At 56.1% G+C, this 23,363-nt stretch carries 22 protein-coding genes, 1 tRNA gene and 1 other RNA gene; 13 read left to right on the plus strand and 11 right to left on the minus strand.

Features of this window, described 5'->3' with window-relative positions; translation table 11 throughout:
- Positions 1 to 4: 4 nt before the first annotated feature.
- The 5 genes from BM485_05570 to BM485_05590 all read left to right on the plus strand — a co-directional run bounded on the left by BM485_05570 (position 5) and on the right by BM485_05590 (position 4,864).
- A complete protein-coding gene (locus BM485_05570; GenBank protein OKY75810.1) occupies positions 5 to 1,660 on the plus strand; it encodes a CTP synthase in 1,656 nt (551 codons plus the stop codon).
- 53 nt (positions 1,661 to 1,713) lie between these two features.
- Positions 1,714 to 2,772 carry a hypothetical protein gene (locus BM485_05575; GenBank protein ID OKY75811.1) on the plus strand — a complete coding sequence of 353 codons (1,059 nt, stop codon included), beginning with the start codon at positions 1,714 to 1,716 and terminating at the stop codon, positions 2,770 to 2,772.
- Positions 2,772 to 3,596 carry a 3-deoxy-8-phosphooctulonate synthase gene (locus tag BM485_05580; protein ID OKY75812.1) on the plus strand — a complete coding sequence of 275 codons (825 nt, stop codon included), beginning with the start codon at positions 2,772 to 2,774 and terminating at the stop codon, positions 3,594 to 3,596. Before BM485_05575 ends, BM485_05580 begins: the two co-directional genes overlap by 1 nt.
- Before the next feature lie 153 nt (positions 3,597 to 3,749).
- A complete protein-coding gene (locus BM485_05585) occupies positions 3,750 to 4,301 on the plus strand; it encodes a hypothetical protein (GenBank protein OKY75995.1) in 552 nt (183 codons plus the stop codon).
- Positions 4,298 to 4,864 carry an LPS export ABC transporter periplasmic protein LptC gene (locus BM485_05590; protein ID OKY75813.1) on the plus strand — a complete coding sequence of 189 codons (567 nt, stop codon included), beginning with the start codon at positions 4,298 to 4,300 and terminating at the stop codon, positions 4,862 to 4,864. The genes BM485_05585 and BM485_05590 overlap by 4 nt, the downstream gene beginning before the upstream one ends.
- Positions 4,865 to 4,944: 80 nt before the next feature.
- On the opposite strand, the gene BM485_05595 is transcribed toward BM485_05590, so the two are convergent.
- The gene (locus tag BM485_05595) at positions 4,945 to 5,751 is read right to left on the minus strand and encodes an amidohydrolase (protein ID OKY75814.1); all 807 of its coding nucleotides are present in this window, start codon (positions 5,749 to 5,751) and stop codon (positions 4,945 to 4,947) included.
- An 8-nt stretch (positions 5,752 to 5,759) separates the two neighbouring features.
- Positions 5,760 to 6,533, minus strand: coding sequence for a hypothetical protein (locus BM485_05600; protein ID OKY75815.1), 774 nt, complete (start codon positions 6,531 to 6,533; stop codon positions 5,760 to 5,762).
- A 130-nt stretch (positions 6,534 to 6,663) separates the two neighbouring features.
- Here BM485_05600 and BM485_05605 point away from each other — a divergent pair, with 130 nt between their 5' ends.
- Positions 6,664 to 7,392, plus strand: coding sequence for an orotidine 5'-phosphate decarboxylase (locus tag BM485_05605; protein OKY75816.1), 729 nt, complete (start codon positions 6,664 to 6,666; stop codon positions 7,390 to 7,392).
- Positions 7,393 to 7,504: 112 nt separating this feature from the next.
- Here BM485_05605 and BM485_05610 read toward each other — a convergent pair whose 3' ends face one another.
- The 3 genes from BM485_05610 to BM485_05620 all read right to left on the minus strand — a co-directional run bounded on the left by BM485_05610 (position 7,505) and on the right by BM485_05620 (position 10,481).
- Positions 7,505 to 8,773 carry a 3-phosphoshikimate 1-carboxyvinyltransferase gene (locus tag BM485_05610; GenBank protein ID OKY75817.1) on the minus strand — a complete coding sequence of 423 codons (1,269 nt, stop codon included), beginning with the start codon at positions 8,771 to 8,773 and terminating at the stop codon, positions 7,505 to 7,507.
- A 183-nt stretch (positions 8,774 to 8,956) separates the two neighbouring features.
- A complete protein-coding gene (locus tag BM485_05615; GenBank protein OKY75818.1) occupies positions 8,957 to 9,775 on the minus strand; it encodes a shikimate dehydrogenase in 819 nt (272 codons plus the stop codon).
- Positions 9,765 to 10,481 (minus strand): type I 3-dehydroquinate dehydratase, encoded by a 717-nt coding sequence (locus BM485_05620; protein ID OKY75819.1) that lies wholly within the window; start codon positions 10,479 to 10,481, stop codon positions 9,765 to 9,767. Before BM485_05620 ends, BM485_05615 begins: the two co-directional genes overlap by 11 nt.
- A gap of 656 nt (positions 10,482 to 11,137) precedes the next feature.
- On the opposite strand from BM485_05620, the gene BM485_05625 reads away from it, so the two are divergent.
- The 3 genes from BM485_05625 to BM485_05635 all read left to right on the plus strand — a co-directional run bounded on the left by BM485_05625 (position 11,138) and on the right by BM485_05635 (position 14,714).
- Positions 11,138 to 11,671 (plus strand): 2'-5' RNA ligase, encoded by a 534-nt coding sequence (locus BM485_05625; GenBank protein OKY75996.1) that lies wholly within the window; start codon positions 11,138 to 11,140, stop codon positions 11,669 to 11,671.
- 278 nt (positions 11,672 to 11,949) lie between these two features.
- Complete coding sequence (locus BM485_05630; protein ID OKY75997.1) at positions 11,950 to 13,734, plus strand: citrate transporter; 1,785 nt, start codon at positions 11,950 to 11,952, stop codon at positions 13,732 to 13,734.
- Between the two features lie 32 nt (positions 13,735 to 13,766).
- On the plus strand, positions 13,767 to 14,714 hold the full coding sequence (locus BM485_05635; protein ID OKY75820.1) for a hypothetical protein: 948 nt from the start codon (positions 13,767 to 13,769) through the stop codon (positions 14,712 to 14,714).
- A 5-nt stretch (positions 14,715 to 14,719) separates the two neighbouring features.
- On the opposite strand, the gene BM485_05640 is transcribed toward BM485_05635, so the two are convergent.
- From BM485_05640 to BM485_05665, 6 genes are all read right to left on the minus strand, one after another.
- Positions 14,720 to 15,913: a hypothetical protein gene (locus BM485_05640; protein OKY75821.1), complete on the minus strand. Its 1,194-nt coding sequence runs from the start codon at positions 15,911 to 15,913 to the stop codon at positions 14,720 to 14,722.
- Between the two features lie 38 nt (positions 15,914 to 15,951).
- An RNA gene (gene rnpB, locus BM485_05645) (RNase P RNA component class A) lies at positions 15,952 to 16,315 on the minus strand.
- Between the two features lie 6 nt (positions 16,316 to 16,321).
- Positions 16,322 to 17,059: a hypothetical protein gene (locus BM485_05650; GenBank protein OKY75822.1), complete on the minus strand. Its 738-nt coding sequence runs from the start codon at positions 17,057 to 17,059 to the stop codon at positions 16,322 to 16,324.
- Between the two features lie 23 nt (positions 17,060 to 17,082).
- On the minus strand, positions 17,083 to 17,913 hold the full coding sequence (locus BM485_05655; GenBank protein OKY75823.1) for a Nif3-like dinuclear metal center hexameric protein: 831 nt from the start codon (positions 17,911 to 17,913) through the stop codon (positions 17,083 to 17,085).
- A gap of 183 nt (positions 17,914 to 18,096) precedes the next feature.
- Positions 18,097 to 18,173 (minus strand) — tRNA-Met (locus BM485_05660).
- A gap of 125 nt (positions 18,174 to 18,298) precedes the next feature.
- The gene (locus BM485_05665; protein ID OKY75824.1) at positions 18,299 to 18,955 is read right to left on the minus strand and encodes a sulfite reductase; all 657 of its coding nucleotides are present in this window, start codon (positions 18,953 to 18,955) and stop codon (positions 18,299 to 18,301) included.
- 172 nt (positions 18,956 to 19,127) lie between these two features.
- On the opposite strand from BM485_05665, the gene BM485_05670 reads away from it, so the two are divergent.
- From BM485_05670 to BM485_05685, 4 genes are all read left to right on the plus strand, one after another.
- Positions 19,128 to 20,522, plus strand: a complete 1,395-nt coding sequence (locus BM485_05670) for a hypothetical protein (protein ID OKY75825.1) — start codon at positions 19,128 to 19,130, stop codon at positions 20,520 to 20,522.
- Positions 20,506 to 21,417 carry a cysteine synthase A gene (locus BM485_05675; GenBank protein OKY75826.1) on the plus strand — a complete coding sequence of 304 codons (912 nt, stop codon included), beginning with the start codon at positions 20,506 to 20,508 and terminating at the stop codon, positions 21,415 to 21,417. Before BM485_05670 ends, BM485_05675 begins: the two co-directional genes overlap by 17 nt.
- Positions 21,418 to 21,608: 191 nt before the next feature.
- Positions 21,609 to 22,817 (plus strand): glyceraldehyde-3-phosphate dehydrogenase, encoded by a 1,209-nt coding sequence (locus BM485_05680; GenBank protein OKY75827.1) that lies wholly within the window; start codon positions 21,609 to 21,611, stop codon positions 22,815 to 22,817.
- 24 nt (positions 22,818 to 22,841) lie between these two features.
- Positions 22,842 to 23,264 (plus strand): ribosomal-protein-alanine N-acetyltransferase, encoded by a 423-nt coding sequence (locus BM485_05685; protein OKY75828.1) that lies wholly within the window; start codon positions 22,842 to 22,844, stop codon positions 23,262 to 23,264.
- Positions 23,265 to 23,363: the final 99 nt, after the last annotated feature.

A 23,363-nucleotide genomic window follows, 5' to 3' on the forward strand; every position in this document is an offset into this window, starting at 1 on the left:
CTACATGAAAACGAAAAAACAAAACCACCAGACGAAGTTTATTTTCATTACCGGCGGCGTCCTTTCCTCATTGGGGAAAGGCCTTGCCGCCGCTGCCATCGGCGCCCTGCTTGAAAGCCGCGGACTCTCCATCACCATGCAGAAGCTCGATCCGTATATCAACGTTGATCCGGGCACGATGAATCCCTTCCAGCATGGCGAGGTGTATGTCACCGACGACGGGGCGGAAACCGATCTCGATCTCGGCCATTATGAGCGCTACACCTCGGCCAAGCTCGGACAGCGGAACAATTACACCTCCGGCCGCATTTACCATTCGGTGATCACCAAGGAGCGCCAGGGGAAATATCTGGGCGGCACGGTGCAGGTCATTCCGCATATCACCGACGAGATAAAGACTGCGATACGGCAGCTTGAAGGTGACGCGGATGTGGCCATTGTCGAAATCGGCGGCACCATCGGTGATATCGAGAGTTTGCCTTTTCTTGAGGCCATTCGCCAGTTCCGGCTTGATGCGGGCAAGGAAAATACCGTTTATATTCACGTCACCTGGGTGCCCTATCTGAAAACAGCGGGCGAGGTGAAAACCAAGCCTACCCAGCACAGCGTCAAGGAATTGCGGGCCATCGGTATCCAGCCGGATATTCTTCTGTGCCGCACCGAAACCCAGCTGTCCCGGGAGCTGAAGGCAAAAATTTCACTTTTCTGCAACGTGCCCACCGATGCGGTCATCACCGCCCAGGACGTGGAAAGCATCTACGAGGTGCCGCTTTGCTTTCATGGCGAGGGGCTGGACAACAAGATCCTTGAGCTGTTGAATATCTGGACCGGCGCGCCGCGCATCGAGCCCTGGCAGGAGCTGGTGCGCAAGATTAAAAATCCGTCCCATCGGGTGCTGATCGGCATTATCGGCAAATATGTCGACTTGAAGGAGTCCTATAAAAGTCTGCATGAGGCCCTGGTTCATGGCGGGGTTGCCAATGACTGTCAGGTGGAGCTGCGCTATGTCAATGCCGAAGAGCTGGAAAGCAAACAGGCAAAGGATCTGCTCGCCGGCTGTCACGGCATTCTGGTGCCGGGAGGATTCGGCAGCAGGGGCGTGGACGGTAAGATCCGGGCCATTACCTATGCCCGTGAAAACAAGATTCCCTATTTCGGCATCTGTCTCGGCATGCAGCTGGCGGTTATCGAATTCGCCCGCATGGCGGGCATGAAAGACGCCAACAGCAACGAATTTACCGCCGACACCAAACATCCGGTCATTTACCTGATGAAGGAGTGGTATGATCACCGCACCCAGCAAACCCAGGTGCGGGATGAGTCTTCCGACATGGGCGGCACCCTGCGGCTCGGCAGTTATCCGTGCACGCTGGTGAAGGGCAGTCTTGCCCATGCCGCGTATCAGGCTGAATCAATAGAGGAAAGGCATCGCCACCGGTATGAGTTCAACAATGCCTTTCGCGGACGTCTGGAGGAAAAAGGCCTGGTCATCAGCGGCGCATCTCCTGATGATACATTGGTGGAAATTGTCGAGCTGTCCGATCATCCCTGGTTTCTCGGCTGTCAGTTTCACCCCGAGTTTCAGTCCAAGCCGATGGCCCCCCACCCCCTGTTCCGGGATTTCATTAAGGCATCCCTGGATTTCTCCCGAAAAAAATAGGATTTTTCCTGATTTCAAGACAAAAGGGCGGCGTTGCCATGAAGGATCGAGGCATGGATATGGTTGAAAAATTTTTTCAAGTGGCGATCAGTCATAATGCCAATGATATCCATCTGTCCGTGGGGGCTCCGCCGACCCTCAGGGTGGGTGGGCGGCTGCTCCGTCTGGAGCTTGATCCGCTCACCGCCAAAGATATCGATCAGGTGATGCGGGCATTGACCCCGCCGCGCTGCATGGTGGAGCTTTCCAAAGCCGGCAACACCGATTTTGCCTTCAGCTGCAACGGCCATCGTTTCCGTATCGCCCTCTTTCGCCAGTGCGGCACCATTTCCATGGTCATGCGTCATTTCCGCAACGTCTTGTTCTCCCTTGATGAACTCAATGTCCCGGAACAGGTACGGAAGATGATGCTCACCAGCCGGGGGATCTTTCTTATTACCGGTCCCACCGGCAGCGGCAAAACCACCACCCTGGCAAGCCTTGTCGATTACATCAACAGCAACAGCGACAAGCACATCATCACCATTGAGGATCCGGTGGAGATCCTGCACCAGCATAAAAAATCTCTGGTTTCCCATCGGGAGATCGGCACGGATGTCAATTCCTTCACGGAGGGGGTGCGCTGCTCCATGCGCCATGATCCCGATGTTATCGTAATCGGCGAAATGCGCGATCTGGAGACGGTAAGAATTGCCTTGAATGCCGCGGAAACAGGCCATCTGGTGCTTGCCACCCTGCATGCCCGCTCGGCCTCTTTTGTTATCACCCGGATCATTGCCGAGTTTCCTTCGCTGGAGCAGGAGTTTATCCGCATGCAGCTTTCTTCCGCCCTGCGGGGGGTCATCAATCAGGTGCTGGTGCCAAATCTCGGCGGAGACGACATGACTTCGGTGATGGAGGTTCTGGTCAACACCCACACGGTGTCGAGTCTCATCCGCCAGAACAAGGAGACCCTGATCAACGACGAGATCCGCAAGGGCCGAGCCCTTGGCATGATCCATTTTGATGATGCCCTGCGGGATCGCTGCGTGCAGAAGAAGATCGACTGGCGCGATGCCGCCGCCTATTCCCGTGAACCTGATGCCTTTAAAACCAGGATGGAGAAAAAATAATGGAGAGCGTTCCTGTTCAGGATTTTTTTTCCGTCGGCCCGGGACATCCTTTGCTGCTTGTTGCCGGCCCCTGTGTGCTCGAGTCGGAGGAGACCGCCCGGCAGATAGCCGGCCGGGTCAGGGAGATCGCGGCGCGGGTCGGCGTCTCGTTTGTTTTCAAGGCCTCTTTTGATAAGGCAAACCGCACCTCGCTTTCTTCCTACCGCGGTCCCGGGCTTGAAGAGGGCCTGGCGATTCTTTCCCGTATCCGGGAGGAGTTTCAGGTGCCGGTGGTTTCCGATATTCATGAGGTTGCCCAGGTGGCGGCGGCGGCCTCGGTGCTTGATATCCTGCAGATTCCCGCCTTTCTCTGCCGCCAGACCGATCTGCTGGTCGCCGCCGGCCGCAGCGGCAAGGTGGTCAATGTTAAGAAGGGACAGTTTCTCGCGCCCTGGGACATGGAGCATGCGGTGGCCAAGCTGCGGGGCAGCGGCTGCCGCCATATCCTGCTGACTGAACGGGGGGTCACCCATGGTTATAATAACCTGGTGGTCGATATGCGTTCCTTTCCCATCATGCGCGGCCTGGGGTGTCCGGTGATCTATGACGCCACCCACAGTGTGCAGCTGCCGGGCGGCGCGGGCGGCAGTTCGGGCGGTCAGCGCCAGTTCATTGCGCCGCTGGTCAGAGCCGCGGCGGCGGTCGGGGTGGACGGAATCTTTATGGAAGTGCATCCCGATCCGGACCGGGCCCTGTGTGACGGCCCGAACTCCCTGCCTTTGGACCAGCTTGAACCCCTGTTGAAAAAGGTGCTGGCCATTCATGAACTTGCCGGGGTTGCATAACCTCGTTTGTTTCTGCTGGTTTCAGCAAATCTGCTTTCATATCACGACGGACATTGTATGCATGACAAGGATTCCTGTGTTCCAGGCCAGGAAGGGGTGTATCCCGGAGATTGCGAATTTACCAGGAGCCTGTTGCAAAAGGCGGCATCGCGCATGGAAAATCAAGAAAAAGGCTACGTGTGGCGCAGTTGTTTTCCCAAGGCCCGGGAGGTCAAGCTGCTGCTGCTTGACGTGGACGGGGTGCTGACCGATGGGTCCATCTCCTATAACGATCAGGGGGTCGAAATAAAGACCTTCCATGTCCGCGACGGCTTCGGTATGAATCTGCTGCGCAAAACCGGGGTGGAGATCGGCCTGATCACGGCCCGCAGTTCCGAGGCCTTGACCCGCAGGGTGAAAGACCTCAACCTGACCCATGTCTTTCAGGGCAAACGGAAAAAGGTCGAGGTGTATGAATATCTGCTCGAGCACCTGCAGCTTGCCCCGAGGGAAGTGGCGTACATGGGCGATGACTGGCTGGATCTGGCCCTGCTCAGCCGGGTTGGCTTTTCCGCCACCGTTGCCGATGGGGCAAGCGAGGTGAAGGAGGTTGTTGATTATGTCACGCGGCGACCCGGCGGCAAAGGCGCCGTGCGGGAGGTCTGTGATCTGATCATCGATGCCAAGGGGCTTCATGAAGAATTACTGGATGAGTATCTGCTGTGATTTCCGGAACCCGCAACCTGCTTTGGATCATTCCTCTTTTCCTGTTGCTGACAAGTCCCTTCTGGAAGGGGCCGTTTGCCCGTTTTCTCATACCGGGAGCGGACCGGCAGATAGAGGCGTCGTCGACCGCGGTGCGGGACAGAAGCATTTCCCTGAACTCGGTCACGCTCAGCCGTTTTGACAACGGCCTGCTGGAAATGCTGCTCACCGCCGAGCGGGTGCAAAGCGAACGGAGCGGCATGAATCTCTTGTACCTGGAGGGAGTCGATTTGCTGCTGTTCGGGCAGGGGGAAAAAAAGGCGCACATCACCGGCGGCGAGGGCTCATACGATACGACGCACAATATTATCACCATGGTGGAAGATGTGGCGGTGAAAACCAGCGATAATCTTGAATTGAGCACCGATGCACTCCGCTATCTGATTACCTATAAGACCATGAAAACGGCGAGCGAGATCTTTTTTACGAGCAGACGGGCCACGGTGCGCGGCACCGGCATGATGTATGATTTTGAAAGCGGGGAATATCGGGTCGGCGGCCGGGTGATAGGGGACATGAAATAAAAGCTGTCGAAATTCATCCAGGTTGCACACTGTTTTGTGCGCGTTTTTGTTGCAACTCGGATGAGTTTGCCGTTGACGGGTTACCGTTTCCGGCTGCCTGTTCCCAATAACCTTTTCCCGTTGGCGCCGAGAATCTTTTGTTCATGCTCGCTGTCCAGTTCAAGGCTTTTGAGCAGGTTGATTGTCTCCTGCTGGGATGCCCAGGGTGAGTCGGAGCCGAAAAGGACCCGGTCCGGCGAGTGGGACAGAATGATGGTGCGCGCCATTTCCCGGGGGAGAAATTCCAGCGAAAAGGCGATGTCGAAATAAACATCCTTGCCCGCCAGTTCCTCATGCACCTCCTGCCATTGCTGCCAGGCGCCGAGATGGGTGGCAATGAACCGGAGATCGGGAAACCGGTTGATCAGGGCGGCTATTTTCGCCGGGTCGGCCCGGCGTTCCCTGGGAAAGCCGATGTCGTAGCCGGTATGCATGACCACGATCAGCCCGAGGTCGGACAGTTTCGCAAAGAAAGGCCGCAGCCGTTCTTCATCCAAAAAAAAATCCTGATAAAAGGGGTGCAGCTTCACGCCGACAAAGCCCTGTCGGTGTATTTCCGCTATTTCCGCAAGCGCCTGCGGTGATTCCGGGTGAAAGGAAGGGAATGGGATGATCCGTTCACTGCGGATGGCGTTGCACCAGTCGAGTATGGGGCGAAACTGGGCGGGACGGGTGGCGATGGAGCACAGCACGGAGGTGTCGATCCCGGATTCATCCATTGAATTCAGGAGGTTGTTGACGGTGCCGTCGCCGGCCGCCCTGACATTGCCTTTTTTTTCCAGGGCGGGTATGGTGGTACGGGCCAGGGAGTCGGGAAAGGCGTGGGCGTGAAAATCGATACAGGTCATGGCGTGTCTCAGCGGATCGGGTAATTTTGTTTTTTTACTTCCTTGATGATCTTGATGCCGATGTCGAGATGCTGCGCCGTGTACATTTCAAACACCTCCGAGGCGCTGTCCTTGCTTTTAATGCCGCCCTTGCGCAACGGCAGGTCGGAAACCAGCATCAGGGCGGACGTGGGGACATTCAGGGCATAGCCGACTGAAAAAATTGTGGCGATTTCCATGTCGATTGCGATAATCCGGTGCTTGAGGATGTAATCGATGAATTCATGGTCGAATTCCCACATGCGATAATCCGTGGTATGCATGATGCCGGACCTGGGAACCTTGTTGAGCTCCTTGATGATGACCTCCTCGGCGACCCGGTTCATGCCGAAAGTCGGCAGGGCGGGCACATCCTTGGGCAGATAGTGGGCGCTGGTTCCTTCGTCGCGGATGCTGGCCGTGGGCAGCAGCAGGTCGCCGACTTTCAACGAATCGTCAATGCCGCCGCACATGCCGAGCATCAGCACGCACTTCAGCTCGTCGAGAAAAGAAAGGCAATGCATGACGATACCGGCGGAAGGCGATCCCACTCCATAATTTATCATGCTGATATCGGTATCGTGGTCATGCACCACGCTCCAGTTGTTGGATAGAATTTCTTTGCCGGTGATCTCGGCAAAGGCCTTGATGTAGCGGTGGAAATTGCAGATGATGATGTGGGAACAGAAGTCCGTTACCGATGATCCGGTGTATCGTTCAAGGGTGTGGCGAGCATAGTTGTCAGGTCGCAGAAGCGAGCTCATGGCATTGTGTCCTTCTTGTCTCGGGGAAAGCGGTTCCCTTTATTGATTGTCGATTTCCGGGTTACGGGGTTGGGCTATTATAACCGTCAATTATCAATTATCAATTATCAATTGTTTATATGGGTGAGAAATGAAAGGCAAGAATATCCCGATTGAAGAGCGTATTATTCTGGCCCTTGATGTTCCGGAGCCGGCGACGGCCAGGGAATGGGTCAAGAAAACCGAGCAAAAGATTCGCTTTTACAAGGTGGGGCTGCAGCTTTTCATGGCAGGCTGGTTCGATATCATCGACTGGATCGTTGACCGCGGCCACAAGGTGATGGTGGACCTCAAGTTTTTTGACATTCCGGAAACGGTCAAGCTGGCCATGATGCAATTGCGGGACAGGGGAGTGACCTTTGCCACGGTGCACGGCAATGATCCCATTATCCGCGCCTCGCTTGAGGCGACCGGTCAGGGAGATGACGGGCTGAAGATTCTCGCGGTGACGGTGCTGACCAGTTTCGGCGAAGAGGATATGCGGGCCATGGGCATGACCGGCACCATCGAGGATCTCGTCTACTTCCGGGCAAAAAGGGCGCTGGAGCTCGGCTGTCACGGTGTTGTTTCCTCGGGCCTTGAGGCGGCCCGCCTGCGTCGGGGGCTGGGCGATAAACTGCTCATCGTCACCCCCGGTATCCGGCCGGGTGCCAATATCAGCGACGGCAGCGATGACCAAACCCGCATCATGACCGCCGGCCGTGCCATCGGCAATGGCGCCGATTACGTGGTGGTGGGACGGCCCATCACCAGGGCAGGGGACCCGCTCGGGGTCATCGGCGGGCTGCAGGAAGAGATTGGCCGGGCAATTGATTATTGAAAAAGAAGGCCTGCGGGATTAACTCTCCGCTTTTTTTTACATCCGGTTGCGAGCCCTGCAAGAAAACCGAGAAAGGGTGATCCGTTTCAGTTTCGATTCTTCGTTTTGTCCCTTAGTACAGCAGGGCGAAACGTTGCCAGAAGTCGGGGAATGATTTGGCCACGCAGTGTTCATTGGTGATTTTTACTCCGGGCACCACCAGACCGGCCACGGCGAAACACATGGCAATGCGGTGATCATTGTAGGTTTCGATTTCCGCGCCGTGCATCGGCGTGTCGTCCCTCAGGCCTTCGATGATGAGCGCGTCTTCCTTTTCCTCTACCCTTGCCCCCATTTTTGCGAGTTCCGTGGCCACGGCGTTGATGCGGTCGCATTCCTTGATGCGCAGGTGGGCGATGTTTTTGATCACTGTGCGGCCCGTGGCCCGCGCCGCCACCACTGCCAGGGTGGGGGCCACATCCGGACAATCGCCCATGTCCACCTCGATGCCGCGCAATTTTTTGGGACCGGTCAGGGTGATGCCCTGTTTGTAAGCCACGCTGCAGCCCATCTGTTCCAGCATCGCGACCAGGGCGGTGTCGCCCTGCAGGGAAACCTCTGGCACATTGGCCACGGTAACGGTGCCGCCGGTCACTGCCGCGGCCGCGAAAAAATAGGAGGCACTGGAGGCATCGCCCTCCACCTGATAGGTTTGCGGCTGGTAGCTGCCCTGGGTGATCGCAAAATGGTTGAGGCTGCTCGTTGCCGCAACGTCAATGCCGAAGGAGCGCATGACGGCAAGCGTCATGGTAACGTAAGGTTTGGATGGGACTTCACCCTCCACATCAAGAACTGCCTGTTTGCGCGCATAGGGAGCAACCAGCAGCAGCGATGAAAGGTACTGGCTGCTTTTGCCTTCCGGCAGCACCGTTTGGCCGCCCATGATACCCTTTGCCTTGATTTCCAGGGGCGGGCAGCCGGTTCCTTTTATGCTTCTGATGTCAACACCCCAGCCGGAGAGGGCGGTCATCAGGGGGCCGATGGGCCGTTCTTCCATTCTTTTTTCACCGACGATGGTGAAAATGCCGTTCCCCAGGGCGGCGACCGAGGTGAGAAAGCGGGTGGCCGTGCCGTTGTTGCCGAGGAAGATCGGTTCCGGCGGGGCGGCGATTCTGCCGCCGGTTCCTTTCACTGTCCAGGTTTCGGTGTTCACCGTAACCTCGATGCCCATGGATTTCAGGGCCGCGGAGGTGTAGGCGGTATCTTCGCTGGCCAGAGGGGTCAGCAGGGTGGTGGTGCCGTCGGCCAGGGCCGCGGCGATGAGCGCCCGCTGGGTGATGCTTTTTGAGCCGGGAACCGTGACAATGGCATTGATATCTGAAAGGGGTTTGATTTCTATCATGTTGTTTGGCTTTTGTTATGATTTGTATTGTTGATGAAATCGAAAAAAGTCTTTTTTTTACCACTGAGAGCGCAGAGGGCACAGAGAAAATATTTTGAATTACAGTCAGTTATCTCCGTGTGCTCCGTGGTCTCTGTGGTTGTTTTTTAGTTTTTACGAGACCATCATTGTTAGGATAAGAAATTATCTTTTGTCCAGGGCATCCAGCAGACTTTGACGCATGACGTTCACCGGCGCCTGCTTTCCGGTCCACAGTTCAAACTGGGCGACGCCCTGATAAAGCAGCATTGCCGTGCCGTTCACCACCCGGCAGCCCGCTTCCTTGGCTTCCCGCAGGAGTCTCGTTTCAAGCGGGGCATAAACGATGTCCATCACCACCGGAAAGCGCGGGAGAAGTTCCTTGGGAACAAGGGTTGCCTCCGCATTGGGATTCATGCCCACCGAGGTGGCATTGATCAGGATGTCTGCCGCGAGATTGTCCAGCTCGGTAAAAGGATGCCACGGGCAACCAAGAGTTGCGGCCAGTGCTTTGCCGCTTGACGGAGTCCGGCTGGCAAGCTGAATTTCGGCGCCTGCCTCAAGAAGGCCGAAACCGATGGCCCGGGCCGATCCGCCTGCGCCAAGCACCAGCACCTTGCGGCCCGCCAGGGAGATTTTTTCTTCAAGTGCGCGGTTGGCGCCGATCCAGTCGGTATTGGAGCCGGTAATGGCATTGTCGCGGATGAGCAGGGTGTTGACCGCGCCGATTTTTTTTGCCACCGGGTCAATGTGGTCGAGCAACGGGATCACCGCTTGTTTGTGGGGAATGGTAACGCTGACCCCTCTGACGCCCAGCGCCTTGAAACCGATCAGGGCACCGGCAACGTCGGTTACCGGAAAGGGGACGTAGGCGCTGTTCAGCCCGAGGGCGGCAAAGGCGCTGTTGTGCATGGCTGGGCTCAGGCTGTGGCTTACCGGGTTGCCCATGATGCCGTGCAGGATGGTGTTGCCGTTAATCTCCATGGGTGAAATTCCGTAAACATGTGACGAGTTCCGCCACGGCGAGCTGGCCCGGCGCGGTCGCCTCGGCCGCGATCGGCGCGGCATAGGTCATGAAGCCTCCCAGTTCCAGGGTAGCCAGCCTGCTGATCATGCCGGCCCGGCCCATGCAAAAGGCGATCAGGGGAAATCCCATTTTGTGTGCGGTTTCCTGCAGTTGCAGCACCCGCAGCACATCGGTGAAGCCATGGGCCATGGTGACCATTTTGCCGATGTGAGCCCCTGATGCCTGCTGCCTGGCCAGGATATCGCCAAGTTCCGGGGATGAAGGAGTGCCGGAAAAATCATGCCAGGAGACGATTATCTCGGTTTTTCCTTTTCGTGCTGCCCGGCACAGGGAACTGACGGCCGCGGCACCGCCGGCAAGTTCAATGTCCACATAGGAGACATTGAGCTGAACCGCCTGGTGGAGCAGGGCGAGTCGGGCTTCTTCCGGTCCCTCAAAGAGTCCGCCTTCCCAAAGCGGCCGGTTGGTGATAAGCAGCGGGGTGGTGATCCCTTGCAAAAAAGGCTCGATGGCCGGATCGGCCAGGCTGTCGAGGCGGACCTCAATCACGTCGGCATTGCCGTCGGCGTCTGCTTGTCGAACCGCGTTCAACGCCTTTTCCATATCGGGCCGGGCAATGGAAACGCAAATCCCGCCCTTGGTCTGTTTCTCTTTTTGGCGCATGTGTGTCGTTCTCCGTGGGTAAAAAAGCGAGGAAGCTGCAAAACTATTCTATCCCCTGTTTCTTGTCAACCTGCTTCATGTGGCTATTCTTTTCCGCGCATGCCGCCCCGATGAAAAAATCCCTGTTTTGCCGAAAGGGCAACAGTCCGCAGCGGCAAACTTTCACCGTGCGGATCGGTTGAGTGTTTTGCCTCTGCATTGGGTTGATTGACGCAATTTTTGCGCCATGTGGGGCATATGGCCCGATCGGGCGGCGGAAGAATTGCTGCCGAGGAACGGGTTTCGACAAAGAGGAGGGGGGAGGGGATTGTCCTGTCTGGATTTTGAAAAAAAATATAAAAATATTTCAGTGTGGAACGCTTATTGTATATTAGAATATTAAAAGCCGTGATTGGCTTGGCACCTCTCCTTTGGTGTAGGACTCTCCTCCTAAGAGTCAGTGATTCCTCCAAAAAGTCCTAGTGCTGGGGTCTACCGCAAGGTATCAGGACTAGGCAATGTTGAACCTCAACCCTTCAGGCCCCGGGAGCAATCCCGGGGCCGCCTCCTTTTTCGCCCCTTGCGTTTCGCCTCTTTCTTCTTTGCATTCCCGCCCCTGCTTGTTACAATTGAAGCAACTTTCATGTTTGAATTTCCCGGAGCGCGGATTGCCTATGATACGACTCTTTATTGCGGTTGATTTGCCTGAACCCGTCAAGAAGGAGCTTGGCCGTATCTGTTTCGGGTTGCCCGGGGCCAGATGGGTGGATCAGGAGCAGATTCATCTGACCCTGCGTTTTATCGGCGAAGTTGACGGCGGGCTATTTCGTGAAATCCGTGCCGGACTCGAAAATGTCGTAGCCTCCCCCTTTCCTCTTCTGCTCAAGGGATTGGGCTGTTTCCCGCCCAGAAAGGAACCGCATGTGCTCTGGGTCGGTGTGGAAAAATCAGAGCCTCTTTTCCAGTTGCGGAAAAAGGTGGATGCCCTTCTTGCCGATTTGGAAATCCCTCCTGAAAAACGGAAGTTTTCCCCCCACATCACCTTGGCCCGTCTCAAGGAGACCCCGCTGATCCGACTGACCAATTTTCTTTCCGGCAACGCCCTTTTTTCCTTGCCGGAGTTTCAGGTAACGGACTTTCATCTCTATTCCAGCATATTGACGGCCAAGGGGGCGTTTCACCAGCTTGAAGCCTCCTACCCCCTGGAGTAATCCCGTTTTTGTGCCCGGCAACCATGTTTATCCGGTCAAAAAGGTGAAATGTGCCCCAGAAGCACGGGGGCCGTCGGTCTCTCCCTGTTGCTTTGTTGTTTTTCCTTTGCTGGGTGACGGCACCCGGAAATTTTTCAATTCCGCAAAAATATCCTCTTTACAGGAGAAATAAGCAGTGAGATACTGGCCTTATCTCAATGGACGTTTTTTCCGCCGGACCCAAACTGCCTGGCGGCCGGTGGATCACAAGATGTTTTCTGCGGGGAGCGGAAATTATAATGAAAAGGTTCAGGGTGCGGGGTTGGTTGACTTTTGTTTTCGTTTGTTTTGTCGCCGGGTATCTCGGGGTTTTTCCCGGCGGGCATCTGCCGATTGTCGCGGCAGCGGAGGAGGCGCCGGCTGCTGAGTACGATCTTCTTGATATTTACGGGAAAATCGTCAATTCACATGGGGTTGGGGTGGCCGATGCCCGGATCGAGGCATTGGTCAACGGCAAAGCGGTGGAGCCGGTGCAACACGGCAATGGACACGGCGGTGCCCTCAAAACCGGGCCGGACGGCACCTTCCAGGCCCGGTTCAAGGTTGTCCCCGGCGCCATGGAAGACGCGTCGGCCGCTATAGCGGTCAAGGCCCGCAAAACAAGTTATTCCGCCGAAAGCCTGACCATATCGCACGATGCCGTTACCCGAACGAACAACGGCTATGCGGTCAAGGCCGACCTCACCATCAAAAGGGCGACAAGTCCCGCCTTCTGGATCGCGACCGCTGTTTTTGTTCTGGCCTATATCCTCATCTCCTTTGAGCTGCTGCATCGGACCCTGGCGGCCATGCTGGGCGCGTCGATCATGCTGGTGGTGAGTTATACCCTGGGCACCATCAATCCGGACTATCATATCCTTTCCTATGAAAGCGCCATTGACGCCATTGACATGAATGTCATTTTTCTCCTCATGGGGATGATGATCATCATCGGCATTCTCAAACATACCGGGATCTTTCAATGGTGTGCCTATAAAAGTTATCAGCTGGCCCGCGGCAATGTCATTGTCCTGGCCATGGTGCTCATGCTTTTCACCGCCGTGACCTCCGCCTTTCTCGACAATGTCACCACCATGCTTTTGTTGACGCCGGTTTCCATTGAAATTGCCCTGTCCCTGGGGATTTCTCCCCTGGCTTTGCTCATTCCGGAGATTCTGGCTTCCAACATCGGCGGCACGGCGACCTTGATCGGCGACCCACCGAATATCATGATCGGCTCCTATGCCGGACTTACCTTTATGGATTTTGTCGTCAATCTCGCGCCGGTCTGCGTCGTGAGCATGGTCTTTCTTTTTGTCTATACCCGGTTTGTCTACGGCCGGGAGTACGGCAAGGCAAAGATCGATGATGTGCCGCGTTTTCTCGCCCGGCTGCGGGAAGAGTACAGGATCACCGACGCCACCCTGCTGGTGGTCGGTCTTCTGGTTATGGCCATTGTCGTTGCCCTCTTTCTGTCCCACGGCTACTGGCACATGGAGGTGAGCATCGCCGCCCTGTTCGGCGCGTCCCTGCTTTTTACCTACGGGCTGGTAACGAAAAAGATCGATCTGCTGGAGTTGATTGAAAAGGACATCGAGTGGACGACGCTTCTTTTTTTCATGTTTCTTTTCATGCTGGTCGGCGGGGTGGAGGAAACCGGGTTGCTTGATATCATCGCCGACGCCGTTCTCCGCCTGTCCGGCGGGGATCTGACCAAATCGATATGTCTCATCCTCTGGGTGGCGGCCATCATGAGCGCCTTTGTTGATAATATTCCTTTTACGGCAACCATGCTGCCCATCGTCGCCTATCTGACCGAGGTCATTCCGGGGGCCCAGTCCAATGTTCTCTGGTGGGCCCTGGCCTTTGGCGCCTGTTTCGGCGGCAACGGCACGATGATCGGCGCCAGCGCCAACGTGGTCACCCTGGGTATCGCCGAGTCGGCCGGCTATCCCATCAGGTTTGTCGCCTACATGAAGGTGTGCTTTCTTTATATGCTGATCAGCGTTGCCCTGGCTAACGTGTGGCTGCTGCTGTTTTATTGATATCCTTACCGCTCTTGGAGCAGGAGTTAGTTATGACAACTTTTCCACAACCACTGACCCGTTTCCTGCTGCCCATGGATATCCCTTCTTCCTTTGCACGCACGTCCTGGCTGATGGGAACCATGACCGCCGCCCTGGGGGAGCGAATTGAAAAAATTTCCATTCTGCATGTGCTGGCCGGCCGTTATCTCAGCAGCCACATGGCAAATGTCGATGTGCGCACCCGCCATGTCGTCAATTCGGAGCTGTTCCGGAAATTGAAAGAACAGCATATCAGCAACGATATTGCGCCGAAGCTGGAGGAGGTGAGAGCTCTTCTGGGAGAGGCGGGAGTCACGGCGCCGGTTGATATCCTCATCGAGGATGGCGAACCGGTGCAACGCATCAGCGAGGTGGCCGGACAGGGATATTCAACCATCATCATGGAGCGGCGGGGGCTTTCCCCCATCAAGGGAATCATGGTGGGCAGCGTGGCTGCGGGACTGCTGTACCGGGGGATTCGGACAACGGTTTATCTGGTCGGCCAGACCAAAAAAGGCAAGGCGTGTCCGGCGTCGTGCTGTCTGATTCCGGTCGACGGCTCGGTTCATGCGGATGAGGCGGTACGGGAGGCGGCAATTCTGGCAAGTCACTGCAGGGAAGTGGTGAAAGAAGTCGTGTTGGTCCATGTGCTGAATCTTGCCCGCTATGGGCAAGAGGAACAGGCGGCGGTCGGAGTCGCCGCCGGGGAGGAAATCGTGGAGAACGCCTGCCGAATACTCAGGGAAGGAGGAGTTGCCGCGGATATAATTTCCCGGGTAGTTCGTTATGGTGATCCGGGAGACGTCATCTCCGAGGAGATTGATAAAAGAGCCGCCTGCATGGTTTTCATGGGAAGGCGGGGCCGCAATATGCTGGGCGAGCTGTTCATGGGCAGCGTCAGCCGCAAGGTCATCCACCGCTATCCGGATAACTTCGTCGCCCTGGTCTCGGCGAAATAGTTTTTTTACAGGGATTGCAGGAGCACAACGGCGTGTGCCGCGATTCCTTCCTTTCTGCCGGTAAATCCCATCTTTTCCGTGGTCGTGCCTTTCAGGTTGATCCGGTTTTCCTCCACCCGGCAGACGGCAGCCAGCTTCTGTCGCATGGCGGGGAAATGAGGGGCCAGTTTCGGTTCCTGGGCAATGACGGTGACATCGGCGTTGGCCAGGGTGAATCCCTGTTGCCGGGCTGTTTCAATGACCTTTGCCAGAAGTTTCAGGCTTTCGATATTTTCATAGGCCGGGTCGTGGTCCGGAAAGTGTCTGCCCAGGTCGCCTGCCCCCAGGGCCCCGAGGACGGCGTCGCAAAGGGCATGGGTGAGAACGTCCGCGTCGGAATGGCCGAGGAGGCCGACGGGGTGGGCAATTTTGATGCCGCCGAGGATCAGGGGCCTTTCTTTCACGAGACAATGGGCGTCATAGCCGTGGCCGATACGCATGACGGGGAGGCAAACCGGGATGCTTTGTTCTTTTTTCATGAGAAGGGCCTCGGCTATCAGCAGGTCATCCGGTCGGGTAATCTTGATATTCTTTTCCGATCCCGGCACAACCGTCATTTTTTGATGAATCAGTTCCAGAAAGGAGGCTTCGTCGGTGCCGATGAACCCCTGTTTTCGTCCTTCGGCAAAGGCCCTCCTGAGAACGTCGGTGGCCACCACCTGCGGGGTCTGCGCCTGCCAGAGGTTTTCCCGGTCCACCGTGCGGAGGATCGTGCCGTCTCCGTCAACCTCTTTCATGGTGTCCTTGACCGGAAGGGCTGCCATGGCGGCCCCGTTTTTACGCGCGGCTTCCAGGCAACGACGGATGAGATCCGCGTCGATCAGGGGGCGGGCGCCGTCGTGAACCGCGACAAAATCACAGTCAGCCGGCACATGGGCAAGCCCGGCCTGGACGGAATCCTGGCGAAGTTTGCCGCCGGCCACCACCGTGATTTTGGTGAGCCGGTGCTTTTTCGCCATCAAGCGGACCTGGTTGACGGCGTCAATCGGCGCGGCAACGATGGTCGCCGTTATCTCGTCAATATCTTCAAAGGCGCGAAGGGTGTGAACGAGCAGCGGAACACCGGCAAGATCCTGGAACTGCTTGGGTCTGCCAAGACCCATGCGTTTGCCGATGCCGCCGGCCGGTATGATGGCAGCTGTTTTGTGGGAAGACACGATTTCCGGTTTCAGATTTTGAATCTGGATACGTCGTTAAAAAAAAGGAGCGGGCTATAAGCCGGATTCTGTACCCCCTGAAGGAGGCCATGATCATTTCTCTGGGATGCCGATCACCCGGCACCTCTTGCAACCTACCCGAAAGCGTCGGACGGGCAGTCCTCGAATGCTTTCCTATTTGGTCTTGCTCCGGATGGGGTTTACCCTGCCCTTCATGTCGCCAGGAAGGCGGTGAGCTCTTACCTCGCCTTTTCACCCTTACCCCGGCGGGAAAGCCGAGGCGGTATGTTTTCTGTGGCACTTTCCCGGGGTTGCCCCCGGTTCGTGTTACGAACCATCCTGCCCTGTGGAGTCCGGACTTTCCTCACAGGCCGTTTCTGCCTGCGCGATCATGCGCCCGCTCCTTAAAAATCATGCTTTTTCGGTTTCGGTTTCGGTTTCCGATTCCGGAAGGTGAAACATGAGGCGCTGGCAGGTGGGGCAGGAGAGAAGCTGCTCGCCTTTCAGCACTTCATTGAACTGCTGGGGTGGAATGTTCATGAAGCAGCCTTGGCAGACACCGGCTGTAACACCGGTTATGGCCAGGCCGTTTCTCTTTTCCAGCAGCTGGTTATAGCGGCGACGGAGGTTGTCGGGGATCTTGACGGCCTGCTGTTCGCGCGCTTTTTCAAATTTTGCCCGTTTCGTCTGGATTTGGTCGGCGAGTTTGGCTGCTTTTTCTTCAGCCTCGACCAGCAGTTCCTCTTCACTTTTGGTGACGTTGACGAGGTCGCTGATTTTTTTCTGCAAGGTTTCCATCTGTTCCATCAGCAGGACGATTTCATCTTCCCGGCGTTTGTTGTTTTTTTTGTTTTCTTCAATTTCCTTCAACAGGGACTGGTATTCCCGGTTGGTCTGGACGCCCATCAATTTGGTCTGACGGTCTTTGATGTGGGCCAGGCTGTCTTCGATTTCCCCTTCGAGTTCCCGGCGGCGCTGCGCTGCGTTTTCCGTGGTGGAGTTGTGCTTGGCAAGCTTGAGCTTTTTTTCTTCAATGGACGCCTGGCGTTTTGCGATGTCAGCCTGGTTGGCGACCATTTCGTCATCAAGCTTTTTGATCTGGAGATCGATTTCCTGTAATGCGATAAGTCGTGAGAGATCCTCTTTCAATTTCTGCTCCTCGCGTGTTGATGTTAACGGGTTACATTTTCATAAAAATAATGATGCAGCGGGTTGCCTTGGCGCTGTGAGGCCATGACGGGCACTGCACTGTTGGTCTGTTGGAAAAAGGTTGTCAACTTGGCAACCAGCATGGGGATGACGATGTTTTCCGTGGCAAAGTGACTGCCGTCGATGATGCAGAAGGCGTTTTCTTCCGCCCAGCGGGCGACGGAATGTTTCAGCTCTGCTGTAATATAGATATCCGCGCCGGCTGCGCGGGCCGTTTCGGCAAATTCGGCGCCGCTGCCGCCGCAGACCGCCACCCTGCCGATGACCGGCGGCACAGGGCCTGCCAGGGTAATTGACCGGAGATTGAGCTGCTCGGCGACAAGGCGCAGGAAATGATCCCGATCCATGGGGGAAGGGAGATCCCCGATCTTGCCGAATCCCTGACCGGGTTTGTTACCGGCGGGAGCGAGGGGCAGAGTTTGCCGGAGGTCAATGGTCTTTGCCAGGCCGTCGCTTACCCCGTTTTCAATGAGGTCGAGGTTGGTATGGCAGCTGATGATGGCGATGTCGTGATTCAGGGCTTTTTTGAGGAGTTTGCCGGACGATGTGGCGGTGTTGATTGATTTGATCGGGTGGAAGATGAGGGGGTGGTGCGTGAGGATAATGTCGGCTTGCTGTTCGAGAGCTTCGTCGATGACCGGCATGGTTGGGTCAAGTGCGACAAGGACTCCTCGTGCCTCCTGCTCCGGATTGCCGATCATGAGTCCCACATTGTCCCATGATTCCGCCAGATCCCAGGGCGCCAAGCGCCCTAAAAAATCGAGAATGTCTTTCAGTTTTGGTGGTGATGCCATGTTACGGGATTATTGTCGCCGGTTGTTTCCGGCTCCTCATTAAAAAAGGTGCAGCCTGGTGAGGCTGCACCTTTTCGACGTATCCGGTGGTATGCTATCCTGCCGGAATATTTCCAAAATAGAGAATGTGTCAGAAAGGGACGGTGAAACAAAGTACGCCGCTTTTCCTTGTCTCGAGTTATTTGGTGGGCCTACCTGGACTCGAACCAGGGACCGACCGGTTATGAGCCGGTGGCTCTAGCCAACTGAGCTATAGGCCCGAAAGCTAGTCAGATAAATCTCGTTATAATAGCAGCTGTTTTGATATTGTCAATATCTGTTTGATGGGCATTTCTTCTTTTCCCGGCCGATTTGCCGTCATGACGTCAATTTGCCGGTTGTAAAACTATAAAACAGCTTCCTTGAAAGAATCAAAACCGATGCGGTCGATGAATCTGCCGACTCGTTCCCCTTTTTTTCCCTCTTTTTCAAAAAGTTTGATGATTCGGTCGCAGACAGCCAATGCCTGTTCGTCGGTCAATCCCTCCGCCAGTTCAACGGCCAGCTGCGGCCGTGATGCAGCGTTGCCGCCGACCATAACCGTCCATCCTTTCGGCTTGCCGACAAAACCGATATCCTTCACCGGGGTTTCGGCACAGTTGTTGACACAGCCCGATACGCCCATTTTGCACTTGTTGGGCAGCTGGTAGCCGTGATAGCGTTTATCCAGTTCCTTGCCGAGGCTCAGGGCGTCCTGCTTGCCCAGGCGGCAGAGGGTGGTGCCGGGGCAGGCTTTGATGCTGCGGACGCAGAGGCCGATGGCATGACCGGGATCAATGCCCAGATCCCGCCAGGCCGCATCGATATCCTCTTCCTTGAATCCGACCATGGCAATGCGCGCCGCACTGGTTATTTTCATGGCCGGCAGTTTGTATTTGTCCGCCACATCGGCTATCTTGCGTAAATCATCGGCATTGACCAGTCCCAACGGAAAGTGGGGAACGATCGCGTAGCTTTCCTTGTCTTTTTGTAATACCGCGCCTTTTTCGCCGTCTTTCAGCATTGTTGTCTCCTTTGTTTTTGAAATTATATAAAATAGTTGAATGTGAAATCGGATGGAAATGAAAACATATATACATTAAGATGTCAGCTGTCGCACCAAAGATTGACAGATGAGTTTATTTTAGTAATAATTATCACAAAGTCAAGAAAACTTCGATATTGTGTCCAATTTTATGATCCAAGGTGGTTTTTTTTCATTTGCAATAACCAGTATGGTGTCGGCTTTGCTGGGTGCGGGTTTGGGCGGCCTTGTGCTGGCCCTGGTTCGGCGTCATGCCGTTTCCCGCCTGCGCCGGGAAAACCAGGAGCTGGTGACCGAGCAGGCCGTTCTTCAGGAACGATTACAGGGGCGGCTGGAACAGATTGCCGACCTGGAGGAGAAGTTTACCATGCTTTCCGCGGAAAATAAAGGACTGGCCGCGGTGAACAATGAGCTTGCGGCAGGGAAAAAATATGCCGAGCGCCAGGTGGATTTTCTGCGGCAGGCGCGGGAAGAGCTCACCGATTCGTTTAAGGCGGTATCGTCCGATATTCACAAAAGTAACAGCGAATCCTTTCTGAAGATGGCCCGTTCGACCCTTTCTTTTTATAACGAACAGGCCAGGCAGGAAATGGGTGAAAAAAAGACGGCAATTCATGAACTGATCAAACCGCTGCAGGAGTCGCTTGAAAAGGTTGATTCCCATGTCCGCCACCTGGAAAGGGAAAGGGCCGGGGCTTATGCCACCCTGGCAGAGCAGGTGAAGCAGATGGCGGCCGGACAGCTTCGCCTGCAGGGCGAGACCGCCAATCTTGTCCGTGCCCTGCGCACCCCCGTGGCCAAGGGACGCTGGGGTGAGATGCAGTTGCGCCGCGTGGTGGAAATGGCCGGAATGATCGAGTACTGCGATTTTATCGAGCAGCCTGCCGTTGCAACGGCTGAGGGGCTGCAGCGGCCTGATGTGGTCATTAAATTACCCAGCGGCAAAACAATTGTGGTGGACTCCAAGGCCTCGCTGCAGGCCTATCTGGAGGCGCATGAGCTGGAAGATGAAGGTGAGCGCATGGAAAAGATGAAGGTGCATGCCCGGCAGGTCCGCACCCATCTCGTTCAGCTCGGCAGTAAGGGATATTGGCGTCAGTTTCCGGACTCGCCGGAGTTTGTCGTTATGTTTGTGCCGGGTGAGAATTTTTTCAGCGCGGCCCTGTCCCATGACCCGGAACTCATTGAATTCGGCGTTGCCCAGCGGGTGATCCTGGCAACCCCCACCACGCTTATCGCCCTGTTGCGGGCTGTGGCCTACGGCTGGCGGCAGGAGCAGATCACCGAGCATGCGGCACGAATCGGCGAACTGGGACGCACCCTTTTTCAACGGCTGCAGACCATGACCTGCCATTTTGAGGAGTTGCGGAAAAATATTGATCGCACCGTCCAGTCGTATAATAAAGCGGCAGGGTCATTTGAAAGCAGGGTCATGGTTACCGCCCGCCGGTTTGGCGAGATCGATCATTCCCTGGAAGGTTCTCTGTCGGAAATAAAATTGATTGACAGAACAGCCCGGGAGGTCGTCCATGAAGATTTATCGTGATATAACCGAAACCGTCGGTGCCACGCCGCTGGTTGCCCTGAAACGGATAACAGCCGGTTGTGCGGCCGATGTCGTGGTCAAGCTTGAGTCGTTCAATCCCTGCGGCAGCGTCAAGGACAGGATAAGCGTCAATATGATCCGTCGGGCGGAAGAGGAGGGGAAACTCGTGCCTTCTTCCGTCATCATCGAGCCGACTTCCGGCAATACCGGCATCGGCCTTGCCATGACGGCGGCGGCCAGGGGGTATCGTCTTATCCTTACCATGCCGGAGACCATGAGCGTTGAGCGACGCAAGCTGCTTGCCTTGCTCGGCGCGGAGATTGTGCTGACGCCGGGGGCCGAGGGAATGAAGGGCGCCATTGCCAGGGCTGCGGCGCTTGCCGCTGAGATCACGGGTGCGTTCATGCCGCAGCAGTTTGAAAATCCGGCCAACCCTGAAACGCATCGCCTGACCACGGCGGAGGAGATATGGCGGGACACGGCGGGCGGGATTGATATCCTGGTGGCCGGGGTGGGCACCGGCGGCACCATCACCGGCATCAGCGAGGTGATCCGGGCCCGCAAGCCGGGCCTGCGGGTTTGCGCGGTGGAGCCGGCCGAATCGCCGGTGCTGTCCGGCGGTACTGCAGGCCCTCACCGGATTCAGGGCATAGGCGCCGGTTTTGTCCCACGGGTGTTGCAGCGGGAACTGCTTGATGAAATCATCACGGTGGAATCGGAGAAGGCGCTTGAGATGGCGCGCCGGCTTGCCCGCGAGGAAGGGATACTCGCCGGTATTTCTTCGGGTGCCGCAGTATCCGCGGCCGTCACCGTGGGCAGCCGACCGGAAAATGCGGGCAAGCTTGTCGTGGTAATTCTGCCTGATAGCGGGGAGCGGTATTTGTCAATGCTGTAGGCATATTTACGTGCTTCAATGATTAAATTATTCTTTCACCCTATAGTTTTACTTGCGTTGGCCGCGTCCCTTTGTTTTACTTGTGGCGCATCTTCATGAAAAAATGGAGCAGGTGACGGTGCGGATGAAGACGTGTGCGCGACAAGCGCTGAGAAGTTTGTATTAAAATCCATAAAGGAGAAGAAAGGAAGATGAAGTTAGGCATTAATGCTCTTGGTCGGATCGGTAAGCTGACATTGTGGCACCATGTCGGCAGGAAATATTTTTCAGAGATCGTGGTCAATACCGGACGTCAAATCGGCCAGGGACTGGAAGATCTTGCCGCTTCCATTGAGCGGGACAGCACATACGGCCGCCTCGGCAATTATCTGCATGGATATAAAGGCGGGCGCGTGGTGGAGAATCTGAATGAGGCCGAGGGCACCATGACCATTAACGGGGTGCCGGTCAGAATTCTGCGGGAATCAAGAAACCCGAGGGATATCAAGTGGAAGGAAAACGGAGTGCGCCTGGTGGTGGACACCACCGGCGTGTTTAACGATCCCACCGCTGATGCCGATTCCCCGAAAGGCGCGTTTCGCGGCCACCTTGCCGCCGGGGCGGAGAAGGTTATTCTTTCCGCTCCGTTTAAGATTAAGGAGAAGGGGCTGGATATGCCGGATGATGCGGTGACCACCGTCATGGGCATTAATGATGACGATTATATTCCCGGCAGGCATAATCTCATATCCGCCGCCTCCTGTACCACCACATGCCTGTCCTATATGATAAAACCGCTGATTGATCAGATCGGCGCGGCCAATTTCCTGAGCGCCTCCATGGTCACCGTCCATGCCGCCACCGGCAGTCAGAAGGTGCTCGACAGTCTGCCGAAAACAGGGGCCGGGGATCTGCGCAAGAACCGCAGTATCATGAATAATATCATCCTGACCACCACCGGGGCGGCCAAGGCCCTGGCCCTGGTTATCCCTGAGATGAAGGATATCGGTTTCATCGCCGAGTCGGTGCGTATTCCCACCTCTACCGGATCGCTTATTGTCCTGGTGGTGAATCTTCAGGATGATCTGGAAAATCCGATCAAGCGGGACAGGATCAACGGCATTTATCGGGATTTCGCCAAAACGTCGCCCTACCTGGTTTATTCGGAAGAGCAGAACGTTTCAAGCGACATCATCGGCACTCCTTTTGCCGCCGCCATTATCGAGGGAACCGAGACCCACACCCGCACGGCGACCATCCGGGTCAATCTTGACAAGATCAAGGGATGCGCGGCCTCGGATCCGGTGATCAACGTTCCCGTTACCCAGGCCGTCATTTACGGCTGGTATGATAATGAACTGGGCAGCTATACCAATATGCTGGCCGACCGCACGGTTTCCATCGCCGAACAGATGGTGTGACCCATCGAACTTGTGATTGCCCCCATGGCGGAGGCCGACCTGGCTGATGCCGTGCGGGCGGAACAGGAAAGCCCTGCCTGGACCGCGGCCCAGTTCGCCGGAGAGATGCTCCAGCCCTGCGGCCGGCAACTGGTGGCCCGTTTGCGCGGCTCCGGTCTTTTTGCCGGTTATATCTGTTGCCGCGTCGTGGCCGGCGAGGCGGAGATTATCAAGTTTGCCGTGACAGGTGACTTGCGGAGGCGGGGAGTGGGCGGTGCGCTGCTGGTTGCCGCCTTGAAGCTCATGGCGGCTGAAGGGGTTGGTCGTTGTTTTCTTGAGGTGCGGGAATCAAATGACAGTGCCTGTCGCCTGTATGAAAAATATGGCTTCCAGCGTATCGGGGTGCGCCGAAAATACTACTGTTCGCCGGAGGAAGATGCCTTGCTGTATCAGCGGCTGCCGGCGTAAGTCCGGTTGAGCCTTTGTTGCCCGGAGTTTGTTATCTCGTTTGACTTTCCTTCATAGGGTGCGGTACGGTGAAGAACAGGCTGATTTTCTTCATGGGTG

Source organism: Desulfobulbaceae bacterium DB1 (assembly GCA_001914235.1).
Taxonomy (GTDB): Bacteria; Desulfobacterota; Desulfobulbia; order Desulfobulbales; family SURF-16; genus DB1.

Coding starts and splice junctions, on each gene's coding strand:
- BM485_05570 (OKY75810.1), top strand. CDS start 5: ATGAAAACGAAAAAACAAAACCACCAGACGAAGTTTATTTTCATTACC.
- BM485_05575 (OKY75811.1), top strand. CDS start 1,714: ATGGATATGGTTGAAAAATTTTTTCAAGTGGCGATCAGTCATAATGCC.
- BM485_05580 (OKY75812.1), top strand. CDS start 2,772: ATGGAGAGCGTTCCTGTTCAGGATTTTTTTTCCGTCGGCCCGGGACAT.
- BM485_05585 (OKY75995.1), top strand. CDS start 3,750: ATGGAAAATCAAGAAAAAGGCTACGTGTGGCGCAGTTGTTTTCCCAAG.
- BM485_05595 (OKY75814.1), bottom strand. CDS start 5,751: ATGACCTGTATCGATTTTCACGCCCACGCCTTTCCCGACTCCCTGGCC.
- BM485_05600 (OKY75815.1), bottom strand. CDS start 6,533: ATGAGCTCGCTTCTGCGACCTGACAACTATGCTCGCCACACCCTTGAA.
- BM485_05605 (OKY75816.1), top strand. CDS start 6,664: ATGAAAGGCAAGAATATCCCGATTGAAGAGCGTATTATTCTGGCCCTT.
- BM485_05610 (OKY75817.1), bottom strand. CDS start 8,773: ATGATAGAAATCAAACCCCTTTCAGATATCAATGCCATTGTCACGGTT.
- BM485_05615 (OKY75818.1), bottom strand. CDS start 9,775: ATGGAGATTAACGGCAACACCATCCTGCACGGCATCATGGGCAACCCG.
- BM485_05620 (OKY75819.1), bottom strand. CDS start 10,481: ATGCGCCAAAAAGAGAAACAGACCAAGGGCGGGATTTGCGTTTCCATT.
- BM485_05630 (OKY75997.1), top strand. CDS start 11,950: ATGAAAAGGTTCAGGGTGCGGGGTTGGTTGACTTTTGTTTTCGTTTGT.
- BM485_05635 (OKY75820.1), top strand. CDS start 13,767: ATGACAACTTTTCCACAACCACTGACCCGTTTCCTGCTGCCCATGGAT.
- BM485_05655 (OKY75823.1), bottom strand. CDS start 17,913: ATGGCATCACCACCAAAACTGAAAGACATTCTCGATTTTTTAGGGCGC.
- BM485_05665 (OKY75824.1), bottom strand. CDS start 18,955: ATGCTGAAAGACGGCGAAAAAGGCGCGGTATTACAAAAAGACAAGGAA.
- BM485_05670 (OKY75825.1), top strand. CDS start 19,128: ATGATCCAAGGTGGTTTTTTTTCATTTGCAATAACCAGTATGGTGTCG.
- BM485_05675 (OKY75826.1), top strand. CDS start 20,506: ATGAAGATTTATCGTGATATAACCGAAACCGTCGGTGCCACGCCGCTG.
- BM485_05680 (OKY75827.1), top strand. CDS start 21,609: ATGAAGTTAGGCATTAATGCTCTTGGTCGGATCGGTAAGCTGACATTG.
- BM485_05685 (OKY75828.1), top strand. CDS start 22,842: ATGGCGGAGGCCGACCTGGCTGATGCCGTGCGGGCGGAACAGGAAAGC.